Here is an 11,270-nt window from a genome sequence, read left to right on the forward strand (position 1 = left end):
AGCCCCCACACACGCCGCGGTCCCCACCGCGACAACCCCATACCTCCCCACCGATCCACCTGACGCGCCGCTCTCGTCGTCGGGCTGGTTCCCCACTGCCAGTTGCTCGTTCTCCGACCCGACGGGAGTCCATCTCCTCGTGGCCACTTTCCTCTACAAACTCGGCCGGCTCGCCTTCCGGCGCCGCTGGTACGTCGCCCTCATATGGGTGCTGCTCCTGGGCCTCGCCGGCGCCGGGGCCGCCACCGCGTCCAAGTCCACCGACGACAGCTTCTCCATACCCGGCACGGAGGCGCAGAGCGCCTTCGACCTGCTGGCCGAGCGCTACCCCGGCCAGAAGGCCGACGCCGCCTCCGCGCGCGTCGTCTTCCGCGCCCCCGACGGCCAGAAGATCACCGAGCCGAAGAACAAGGCCGCCGTCGAGAAGGTCGTCGGCGAGCTGACCGGATCCCAGGTCGCGTCGGCGCCCAGCCCGTTCCAGGCGCACACCGTCAGCAAGGACGGGTCGACGGCGTACGCGCTCGTCACCTACAAGGTCGCGTCGAACGAGGTCACCGACGCCTCGCGCGACACCCTTGAGGACGCGCGGAAGCACGGCCAGGACAGCGGGCTGACCGTGGAGATGGCGGGCAGCGCCCTCCAGAAGATGCCGGAGACCGGCTCCACGGAGATCATCGGCATCATCGTCTCCGCGGTCGTCCTGGTGATCACGTTCGGTTCGCTGGTGGCGGCGGGGCTGCCGCTGCTGACGGCGATCATCGGCGTCGGCATCGGCATCTCGTCGATCACCGCGCTCGCGTCCACGCTGGGCCTGTCCGGCAACACCTCGACGCTCGCCATGATGATCGGCCTCGCGGTCGGCATCGACTACGCGCTGTTCATCGTCTCCCGCTACCGGGCCGAACTCGCCGAGGGGCGCGATCGCGAGGAGGCCGCCGGACGGGCGGTCGGAACCGCCGGCTCCGCCGTCGTCTTCGCGGGACTCACCGTCGTCATCGCCCTGGTCGGCCTGGCGGTGGTCAACATTCCGATGCTGACCAAGATGGGCATGGCCGCCGCCGGCACCGTGGTCATCGCGGTCCTCATCGCCCTCACCCTCATCCCCGCGCTGCTCGGCTTCGCGGGCCGCCGGGTGCTGGCCCGCAAGGTCCGCAAGGCCCACAAGGGCGGCGGGGCCGGCGAGGGCGGGGCCGGTGACCCGGTGGCGGAGAAGCCCAACATGGGCACCCGCTGGGCCCGCTTCGTGCTGCGCCGCCCGGTGTGGGTGCTGGTGGCCGGCATCGTCGGCCTCGGCGCGCTCGCCGCGCCCGCCGCGTCCCTCCAGCTCGGCCTGCCGGACGACAGCTCGCAGCCGGTGAAGACCACGCAGCGCAAGGCGTACGACATGATCGCCGAGGGCTTCGGCCCCGGCTACAACGGTCCGCTGATGGTCGTGGTGGACGGGAAGAACCCCAAGGCCGCGCAGACGGTGGCCCGGACGATCGGCGGCATGGAGGACGTGGCCGCGGTCACCCCGCCGATGCCCGACAAGGCCGGCGACACGGCCGTCTTCAACGTCGTCCCCAAGTCCAAGCCGAGCAGCGAGAAGACCGAGGACCTGGTCCACGCCATCCGCGACAAGCGCGCGGAGCTGAAGGCGGAGACCGGCGCGACCGTGCTGGTCACCGGTACGACGGCGATGAACATCGACGTCTCGCAGAAGCTGAACGACGCGCTCCTGCCCTACCTGGCGCTGGTCGTCGGCCTCGCCTTCCTGCTGCTGATCGTCGTCTTCCGGTCGGTGCTCGTACCGCTCAAGGCGGCCCTGGGCTTCCTGCTCTCCGTGGTGGCGGCGCTCGGCGCGGTCGTGGCCGTCTTCCAGTGGGGCTGGCTGAGCGGGCTCTTCGGCGTCGAGGAGACCGGCCCGATCATGAGCATGATGCCGATCTTCATGGTCGGCGTGGTCTTCGGCCTGGCCATGGACTACGAGGTCTTCCTCGTGACCCGGATGCGCGAGGCGTTCGTCCACGGCGAGAGCCCGGGCGAGGCCGTGGTGACCGGCTTCCGGCACGGCGCGCGGGTGGTCACGGCCGCCGCGGTCATCATGATCAGCGTCTTCGCCGGGTTCATCGGCTCCTCCGAGTCGATGATCAAGATGATCGGCTTCGGCCTCGCCATCGCCGTGTTCTTCGACGCGTTCATCGTCCGCATGGCCATCGTCCCGGCGGTCCTCGCACTGCTCGGCAAGGCCGCCTGGTGGCTGCCGCGCTGGCTGGACAAGGCGCTGCCGAACGTGGACGTGGAGGGCGAGGGGCTGCGGAAGCAGCTGGCCTCGGAGTCCGCGCCCGCCGACAAGGCCGGCGACCCCGACCCGGACGCCGACCCCCGGCTGACCCGCGTCTGACGCTCGCCTGACGCGCCTCGGGCCCGTCCTTCCGCCACGGCGGGGGGACGGGCCCGTTCCCGTCGCGGAGAACGGTTCCCCGACGTGGCGAAGCCCACGCCGGGGAACCGTCCGTACGGGAACGCGCGTTTTCCCTAGTCCACGGGGGCATGCGACCGTGGCCGCGGTCGGGGGCGCGGGTGAAGGGAAAGGGCTCCACTGGTGAACCTGCTCGATGTGCTTCTGCTCCTGGTCGTCCTCGGCTACGCCGTCTCCGGTTTCCGGCGCGGTCTCGTCGCCAGCGCCGTCCTGCTCGCCGGCTTCCTGGGCGGCGCCGTCCTCGGCGTCTGGGTGCTGCCGTCCGTCGTCGGCCATTTCGAACCCGGCTCGTCGTCGGCCGCCGTGGTGGCGGTCCTCGTCGTCCTCGTCCCGGCCGTGCTCGGGCACGCCCTGGCCGGGCGGCTCGCCTGGAGCCTGCGGAGGCGGCTGACCTGGGCGCCCGTGCGTGGGGTGGACGGCGCCGGCGGCGCGGTCGTCAACTCGCTGGCCGTCCTGCTGGTGTCCTGGGTCGCCGCCAGTGTCCTCGTCTCGGCGAACTCCACCCTGCTCACCGGGCAGATACGCGACTCGCGGGTGCTCGGCGCGGTCCAGGACGCGATGCCGGAACAGGCCCCGACCTGGTTCAGCCGGACCACCGACGCCCTCACCGGCGCCGGGTTCCCCCAGGTCTTCAACCCGTTCGAGAACGAGCCCGCCACCAGCGTCGCCAAGCCGTCCGGCGACGCCGTCACCGTCGCCGCCAACCGGGCCGCCCGGACGTCCGTCGTCAAGGTCGAGGGCATAGCCGACGTCGACGGCGGCCGGCGCGGCCAGGAGGGCAGCGGATTCGTCTACGCGCCCCGGCACGTGATGACCAACGCGCACGTCGTCGCCGGCGTGACCGACCCGACCGTCCGTGTCGGCGGCGTCGGACGGCCGCACCGCGCCAAGGTCGTCCTCTTCGACCCCGAGACCGACGTGGCCGTCCTCGACGTACCCGGCCTGGACGCGCCCGTGCTGCCCTTCGACAAGACCGCCAAGCGGGGCGACGCCGCGGTCGTCGCCGGCTTCCCGGAGAACGGCGGCCTCGACCTGCGCGCCGCGACCGTCGCCAACGAACTCCGCGCCAAGGGCCAGGACATCTACGGCGACGGGCTCGCCACCCGGCAGGTGTACTCGGTGCGCTCGACCGTCCGCCCCGGCAACTCGGGCGGGCCGCTGCTCACCCCTTCGGGGAAGGTGTACGGGGTGGTTTTCGCGCGGTCGACGGCGAACGCGGAGACGGGGTACGTGCTCACCGCGGCCCAGGTCGCGGAGGACGCGCGGCTGGGGGCCACGGCCACGCGGGCGGTGAGCACGGGGAGCCGGGCGGCGCTTTAAGGGGGATCCCTCCGCGGAGGAGCCCCAACGGGCCGAAGGGGCGCCCGCCCGCACCCTCCAGCCCGGCCGGCGTTCGAGGGCGAGCGGCGGAGCCGCGACGAGGGGGGTCCGGGGCGCGGCCCCGGGAAGCGGCGAAGGGGTGGGACTGGGGCACAACTCCCCGCAGGGGGCGCGCAGGCGCGCGGCGCACGCTCTTGCGAGAGCTTCGCAGCGCGCCCATCATGCGAGCGGTTCACTCCTGCACGATCGGCACGGACCGAAAGTGGGCGCCCCATGCACGTACCCGACGGATTCATCGACCCACCCGTCTCCCTCGCCGCCGGAGCCACCGCCCTCGCCGCCGTAACGCTCGCCCTGCGCGGCGCCCGGCGGGAGCCGGCCGCGAGCGCCGCGCCCCTCGCCGGGCTGGTCGCGGCGTTCGTGTTCGCCGTGCAGATGCTGAACTTCCCGGTCGCCGCGGGCACCAGCGGGCACCTGCTGGGCGGTGCCCTCGCCGCCGTGCTCGCCGGCCCGTGGACCGGACTGCTCTGCATAACGGTGGTGCTGACGGCCCAGGCGTTCCTCTTCGCGGACGGCGGCCTCACCGCGCTCGGCGTCAACATCACCGACATGGCGGTGGTCACCACGCTCGTCGGCTACGCGGTGTTCCGCGGGCTGCTGGCGGTGCTGCCGCGCGGGCCGCGCGCGGTGACGTTCGCGTCGTTCGGCGCGGCGCTGGTCTCCGTCCCGGCCGCGGCCTGCGCGTTCACCCTCTTCTACGCCCTCGGCGGGACCACCGACGTGCCGGTGGGCACGGTGTTCGCGGCGATGACGGGCGTGCACGCCCTGATCGGCGTGGGCGAGGCGGTGATCACGGCGATGACGGTGGGCGCGGTCATGGCCGTCCGCCCCGACCTCGTCCACGGCGCCCGTGCCGTGACCCGCGCCCCGGCCGCTCCGGCCCGCGCCCCCCGCCCGCGGTGCCGCTTCGCCGCCGCCGTCATGGCCGTCACCGTCGTACTGGCCGGCTTCGTCAGCTACTACGCGGCGAGCACGCCCGACGGCCTGGAGAAGGTGGCCCGGGACAAGGGCCTCGACCGCGAGGAGCGGGCCCACGCCGCGGAGGACTCGCCGCTGGCCGACTACCGGGTGAAGGACGTCGACGACGCCCGCGCGTCCGGCGCCCTCGCCGGGGTCATCGGCGTCGGCGTCACCCTGGCGGCCGGCACGGGCGCCCTGGTGGTGCTGCGCCGGCGCAGGGCCCGCCCGCCGGTGCCACGGGTGGAGGAGGCCCGGCGCACCGAGGCCGTCTGAGATGGGGGCCGGGCACGCGGCGGCCGTCCGCGGATCGCTGTACCGGCCGGGCGGCTCGCCGGTCCACACGCTGCCCGCCCAGTGCAAGATCGTCTCGGCGTGCGGCTTCATGCTCGTCGTGGCCGCCACGCCGGCCACCCCGCCGTGGGCGTTCGCGTGCCACGCGGTGCTGCTCGCGGCCGTCACGGCGGCCGCCCGGCTGCCCGCCGGGGCCGTGCTGCGCGGGCTGACGGTCGAGCTGCCGTTCGTGGCGTTCGCGCTGCTGCTGCCGTTCGTGGCGCGCGGGCCGCGGGTGGACGTCCTCGGGCTGCCGCTGAGCGAGTCCGGGCTGTGGGACGCGGGGACGCTGCTGGCCAAGGGCACCCTGGGCGTCGCCGCGTCCGTCCTGCTGGCCTCGACCACCGACCTGCGGGACCTGCTGCTGGGCCTGCGGCGGCTGCGGGTGCCGGCGCCGCTGGTGCAGATCGCCGCGTTCATGATCCGTTACGCGGACGTGGTCGCCGACGAGATGCGGCGCATGCGCGTCGCCCGGGAGTCCCGGGGCCACACCGCGCGGGGCGTACGCCACTGGCGCGTGCTGGCCGTGTCCGCCGGAGCGCTGTTCATCCGCGCCTACGAACGCGGCGAACGCGTCCACCGCGCGATGGTCAGCCGCGGCTACGCGGGCACGATGCCGGACATCGGCGCGCTCGGCCCGGGCGGCGCGAAGGGCGCGGGCGGCGCGCGTCCCGCCCAGTGGGCGGGCGCCGCGGCGCTGCCGCTGGCCGCGCTGGCGGTCCGCCTGACGACGGAAGGGATGCCGCTGTGACGGACACCGGGACGGTCCCGCCCTCGCTGGAGGTATCCGGGCTGGCCTTCGCCTACCCCGACGGCCATCCGGCGCTCCACGGCGTCGATCTGACGATCCGTCAGGGCGAGCGGGTGGCCCTGCTCGGGCCCAACGGGGCCGGCAAGACCACCCTCGTCCTCCACCTCAACGGCATCCTCGGCGGCGGCGCCGGGACCGTGCGGGTGGCCGGGCTGCCGGTGGCGGCCCCGCACCTCGCCGAGATCCGGCGACGGGTCGGCATCGTCTTCCAGGACCCGGACGACCAGCTGTTCATGCCCACCGTCCGGGAGGACGTCGCGTTCGGCCCGGCCACGGCCGGGGCGCGCGGCGCCGCGCTCGCCGCCCGCGTCGACCGCGCCCTGGACCGGGTCGGCATGGCGGACTTCGCCGACCGGCCCCCGCACCACCTGTCCTTCGGACAGCGGCGGCGCGTCGCGGTCGCCACCGTCCTGGCCATGGAACCCGAGATCCTGGTGCTCGACGAGCCCTCCTCCAACCTCGACCCCGCCTCCCGCCGCGAACTCGCCGAGCTCGTGCGGAGCCTGGACGTCACCGTGCTGATGGTGACCCACGACCTCCCCTACGCCCTGGAGCTCTGCGAGCGGTCCGTCGTCCTCGGCGACGGGAGGATCACCGCCGACGGGCCGACGCGGACGCTGCTCGGCGACGCGGAACTGCTGCGGGCGCACCGGCTGGAACTCCCCTTCGGCTTCGACCCGGGGGCGGTCCCGGTCCGGCCGGGGACGTGACGCCCGGCGGGAGCCGCGCCCGGTCCGCGCCGGGGCCGCGACTTCCCCGGGGCGCGGACCGCCCCGCACCGCTCTCCGTCGTGATCCCGGTCACAACCGGGGATGGCCGTGGCCGGCCCGGCAAGGCGTCAGGAAGCCGCCGGGAAGCGGGGACGCCCGGCCGCCCGCGCGCCGGCGGAGGGTGACCCGCTCACCGGGGGACGCCGGTCGCGATGCACCATGGGAAGGACATGTACGGCGATCGGGCCGGTGGGGCCAGTGGGAGCAGGACAGCAGTGACGGACGTCCAGGGAACGGTGGCGGACGGTTTCGAACCGGTCCGGGACGCCTTCGCCGACAACTTCGCGCGCCGGGGCGAGCGCGGCGCCGCCGTGGTCGTCCACCAGGGCGGCCGGAAGGTCGTCGACCTGTGGGGCGGCACCCGGGACGTCGACGGCGGCCCGCCGTGGACGCCGGGCACCGCGCAGATCGTGCGCTCCGCCACCAAGGGCGTCGCCGCGGCCGTGCCGTTGCTGCTGCACCAGCGGGGACAGGTGGACCTCGACGCGCCCGTGGGCACCTACTGGCCCGAGTTCAAGGCGGCCGGCAAGGAACGCGTCCTCGTCCGGCACCTGCTCGCGCACCGCGCGGGCGTGCCCGTCCTGGACACCCCGCTCACGCCCGAGCAGGCCCGCGACGGCGTCAGCGGCCCGCGCGCGGTCGCCGCGCAGGCCCCCGCCTGGGAGCCGGGCACCGACCACGGCTACCACGCCCAGACCTACAGCTGGACCGTCGGCGAACTCGTCCGGCGCGTCGCCGGGCGCGACATCGGCGCGTGGATCGCCGACGAGATCGCCGCGCCCCTGGGACTGGACCTCTGGCTCGGCCTGCCGGAGGCGGAACAGCACCGCGCGGGGCGCATCGGCGACGTCGAGCCGCCCGCCGCCGGCGGCACGCCGGGCCTGCGCGTCCGCCCCAAGCGGGCCGTCTCCGACGCGTACGGCGACCCCGCGTCGCTCACCCGGCGCGCCTTCGCGGCCATCGACCCGCTGCCCGACGAGAACGACCCGGCCTACCGGGCCGCCGTGCTCCCCGCTTCGGCGGGCGTCGCCACGGCGGAGGCGCTGTCGCGGTTCTACGCGGCGCTCATCGGCGACGTCGAGGACGCGGAAGGCAAGCGGCGCAGACTGTTCGCGCCGGCCACGCTCACCCTGGCCCGCAGCGAGGAGTCCGCCGGGCCCGACCGCGTCCTCATAGCCAACACCCGCTTCGGCCTGGGCTACATGCTGCACGGGCCCGCCTCGCCGCTGCTCGCCGCGGGCTCCTTCGGCCACCCCGGCCGCGGCGGCTCCCTGGCCTTCGCCGACCCCGAGTCCGGCATCTCCTTCGGCTACGTCACCAACGGCATGCAGAAGAACGTGACGGCCGACCCGCGTGCGCAGGCCCTGGTCCGGGCGGTTGCCCGCGCCCTGGCGGGGTAGGGGACAGGCCCCGGGCGGGCGACCGGTGGTGCGGGAGTGACGTCCGGGACGACCCCGGCGAGAGGAGCTCCCATGACGCGACGGTTCGACGGCTGGGCCGTCCTGATCACGGGCGCCGGGCGGGGCATCGGCGCCGCCACCGCCCTGCGGCTCGCCGGCGAAGGCGCCCGCGTCCTCGTCACGGACGCGGACGGGGACCGCGCGGAGGGAACCGCCCACGCCATCCGGGAAGCCGGCCTCACGGCCGAGGCCCACGTCTGCGACGTCACCGACCGGGAGGCCGTGGAGGCGGCCGTCGCCCACGCGGTGGACCGCTTCGGCGGCCTCGACGTCCTCGTCAACAACGCCCTCTCCTGCGGCCGCGACCCCGAGCGCTTCGAGGACCATTCCGACGAGCTCTGGCACCGCGACCTCGACGTCACGCTCGGCGGCGCCTTCCGCTGCGCCCGCGCGGCCCTGCCGCACCTGGCCGCCGCCGGAGGGCGGGGCGCGATCGTCAACATCGGTTCCGTCAACGGCGAGCAGGACTACGGCAACCACGCCTACAGCGCGGCCAAGGCGGGCCTGGCGAGCCTCACCCGCACCCTCGCCGGCGAGGCCGCGCCGCGCGGCGTCCGCGTCAACCTCATCGCCCCGGGGACCGTCCACACCCCCAACTGGGACGGCCGTGAGGACGCGCTGCGGCGGGCCGCCGACCATTATCCGCTGGGGCGGGTGGGGCGGCCCGAGGACATCGCCGCCGCGGTCGCCTTCCTCGCCTCCCGCGACGCGTCGTGGATCACCGGCGTCACGCTTCCTGTCGACGGCGGAATCCTGATCGCCAACGTCGGCTTGCGGGAGGCGCTTCGGGGGAGGTGAGGGGGGAGGCGCCCCGGTCCCGCCCTTTCCCCGTTTCCTGGGGGCGAGCCCCCAGCCCCCCTGAAAAGCGGCTTCGCCGCTTTGTCCTCAAACGCCGGACGGGCTGGAGTGGGCGCTCGGGCACGGTTCAGCCCGTCCGGCGTTTGAGGACAACCGCGCGGAGCGCGGTTTCGGGGGGCCGGGGCGCAGCTCCGGGAAACGGCGAAAGGGCGGGACCGGGGCACCCCCCCCCGCGAACGCCGGCCTCAGCCGGCGTGCAGCATCAGGCCTATCCCCGCCACCAGCAACACAGCCGCCGCGATCCGCGGCGCCCCGAAGCGCTCCTTGAACAGCAGCGTGCCGAGCGCCGCGCCGACGATGATCGACGATTCCCGGAGCGCGGCGATCGGCGCCATCCGCCCTCGGGTCTGGGCCCAGAGCACCAGCCCGTAGGCGAGCATCGACATCAGACCGCCGAGCAGACCGCGCACGGCGTACGGGCGGGCCGCCGCGAGGACCGCCCGGCGGCGGACCGCCAGGGCGTACAGCGGGACCGGCAGGCCCTCCAGCACCATCAGCCAGGCGGTGAAGCCCAGCGAGGAGCCGGACGCGCGCACGCCCAGGCCGTCGACGACCGTGTACCCGGCGATGGCGAGGCCGGTGGCGGCGGCCGCGCCGATCGCCGGCCACCGCGGCGGAGCGCCCGAGCCCCTGATGCCCCAGAGGGCGACGCCCACCAGCCCGGTGGAGGCGACGGCGACCCCGGCGAGCTGCCAACCGCCGGGCAGCTCCCCGGCGAACACGGCCGCGAACACGGTGACCGCGAGGGGCGCGGTGCCCCGGGCGATCGGGTACGCCTGGCCGAAGTCGCCCAGGGTGAACGAGCGCATCAGCAGGGCCATGTAGAGCACGTGGAGGACGCCGGAGACGGCCAGGTAGGGCCAGGAGGCCGGATCCGGCGCCGCCGCGAACGGCAACACCGCCAGCCCGCCGAGGCAGTTGCCCGCCCCGACCAGGGTGAAGGCCGTCAACTGATCCCGGATGCCATGGGCGATGGCGTTCCAGCCGGCGTGGGTGACCGCCGCGGCCAGGACGGCGGCGACGACCAGCGGGGTCACGAGGCGGATCCGTGCGGGGATTCGTGCGTACGCATGCCCGCGACGCTAGTGCCGACCCTGCCCTTCCGGCTGTCACCTCCGTCACGGCTCCCGGGAGGGGGAGGAGGGCGGGCCACTCGCCGTCCGCCCGGGGAGCGGCTACCCGCCGGTCCGCGTCGGAGCGGCGGCCCCGTCCGGGACGAGCCCTGCCGGGTTGCCGGGGGCTCGTGCCCGCCTCCCCGGCCCGCGTTCTCACCCCACCCGCAGCACCTCCGCCACCACCGGCCCCGCCGAATCGCCGCCGTGCCCGCCCCGGGGGACGTACGCCGCCGCGGCCATGTCGTTCCGGTAGGCGGCGAACCAGCCGTTCGGCGACTCCTGCCGGTCGATCTCGGCGGAGCCCGTCTTGGCGCCTATGACCCCGTCGAGCCCGGACATCGCCGACCGTCCCGTTCCGGAGACCGCCGTCAGCCGCATCATCCCGCGCAGTTCGCGGGCCACCTCCGGGGACAAGGGGCGGGCGGCGCGGGCCGGTTGCAGCCCGAAGCGCCGGGGGTCGACCAGGTGCGGCTGGCGGAAGGCTCCCTCGCGGACGGTGGCCGCCACGGAGGCCATGGTCAGGGCGTTCATCTGCACCGTGCCCTGGCCTATCATCGCCGCGGCCTTCCCCGCTCCGGTGTCGGGCGGCACCTTGCCGTCGAAGGTGGTCACCCCCGTCTGCCACTCGTCGCCCCCGATTCCGAACACGTCACGCGCCTCGGTGGCGAGGTCGCCGTCGGCGACGCGGCCGGCGAGCGAGACGAAGGCGGTGTTGCAGGAGGCGGCGAAGTCCTGGGCGAACGTGGCCCCGGGGTTCTCGCTCCGCTCGACGTTGTGGAACCGCTTGCCGTACGTCGCGTACTTGGGGCAGGGGAGCGGCTGGTCGGGCCGCGCCCTGCCGCGCTCCAGCAGCAGCGCGGCGGTGACGATCTTCATGGTGGAGCCGGGCGCGGTCCGGCCCAGCAGTGCCGCGTTGAAGCCGGCCCGCCGCGCGCCGGTGTCCGCGACGGCCAGGATCTCCCCGGTGCTCGGCCGGACGGCCACCACCGACGCGTCCGGCCGCGCGGCCACGGCGGCCTCGGCGGCCCGCTGCGCCCGCGGGTCCAGCGTCGTCCGGATCTCGGCCGGACCGCCGTCGGAGACCACGTGCAGGACCTTTCCGTCCTCCGCCCCGCCCCCCGCGCC

Annotated in this window: 9 protein-coding genes; 7 read left to right on the top strand and 2 right to left on the bottom strand. The window is 75.1% G+C overall.

Annotation, left to right across the window (positions count from 1 at the left end; genetic code table 11):
* The first annotated feature begins 139 nt into the window (after positions 1-139).
* The 7 genes from ACSNOK_RS24150 (at position 140) to ACSNOK_RS24180 (ending at position 8,970) form a co-directional block, all read left to right on the top strand.
* Positions 140-2,383: an MMPL family transporter gene (locus ACSNOK_RS24150; RefSeq protein WP_436782857.1), complete on the top strand. Its 2,244-nt coding sequence runs from the start codon at positions 140-142 to the stop codon at positions 2,381-2,383.
* Positions 2,384-2,584: 201 nt separating this feature from the next.
* A complete protein-coding gene (locus ACSNOK_RS24155; RefSeq protein ID WP_436782858.1) occupies positions 2,585-3,781 on the top strand; it encodes a MarP family serine protease in 1,197 nt (398 codons plus the stop codon).
* A 273-nt stretch (positions 3,782-4,054) separates the two neighbouring features.
* Positions 4,055-5,074: an energy-coupling factor ABC transporter permease gene (locus ACSNOK_RS24160; RefSeq protein WP_436782859.1), complete on the top strand. Its 1,020-nt coding sequence runs from the start codon at positions 4,055-4,057 to the stop codon at positions 5,072-5,074.
* 1 nt (position 5,075) lies between these two features.
* Positions 5,076-5,882 carry a cobalt ECF transporter T component CbiQ gene (gene cbiQ, locus ACSNOK_RS24165; protein WP_436782860.1) on the top strand — a complete coding sequence of 269 codons (807 nt, stop codon included), beginning with the start codon at positions 5,076-5,078 and terminating at the stop codon, positions 5,880-5,882.
* Positions 5,879-6,652 carry an energy-coupling factor ABC transporter ATP-binding protein gene (locus ACSNOK_RS24170; protein WP_436782861.1) on the top strand — a complete coding sequence of 258 codons (774 nt, stop codon included), beginning with the start codon at positions 5,879-5,881 and terminating at the stop codon, positions 6,650-6,652. Before cbiQ ends, ACSNOK_RS24170 begins: the two co-directional genes overlap by 4 nt.
* Positions 6,653-6,882: 230 nt before the next feature.
* Positions 6,883-8,112: a serine hydrolase domain-containing protein gene (locus ACSNOK_RS24175; RefSeq protein ID WP_436782862.1), complete on the top strand. Its 1,230-nt coding sequence runs from the start codon at positions 6,883-6,885 to the stop codon at positions 8,110-8,112.
* A gap of 72 nt (positions 8,113-8,184) precedes the next feature.
* Positions 8,185-8,970, top strand: coding sequence for an SDR family NAD(P)-dependent oxidoreductase (locus ACSNOK_RS24180; protein ID WP_436782863.1), 786 nt, complete (start codon positions 8,185-8,187; stop codon positions 8,968-8,970).
* A gap of 245 nt (positions 8,971-9,215) precedes the next feature.
* Here ACSNOK_RS24180 and ACSNOK_RS24185 read toward each other — a convergent pair whose 3' ends face one another.
* Positions 9,216-10,067, bottom strand: a complete 852-nt coding sequence (locus ACSNOK_RS24185) for an EamA family transporter (RefSeq protein ID WP_436782864.1) — start codon at positions 10,065-10,067, stop codon at positions 9,216-9,218.
* Between the two features lie 231 nt (positions 10,068-10,298).
* Positions 10,299-11,270, bottom strand: a 972-nt coding sequence (locus tag ACSNOK_RS24190) for a penicillin-binding transpeptidase domain-containing protein (protein ID WP_436782865.1), incomplete at its 5' end; no start/stop codon positions are given.

This window comes from Streptomyces sp. URMC 126, assembly GCF_051386555.1.
In the GTDB taxonomy this organism is placed as follows: domain Bacteria; phylum Actinomycetota; class Actinomycetes; order Streptomycetales; family Streptomycetaceae; genus Streptomyces.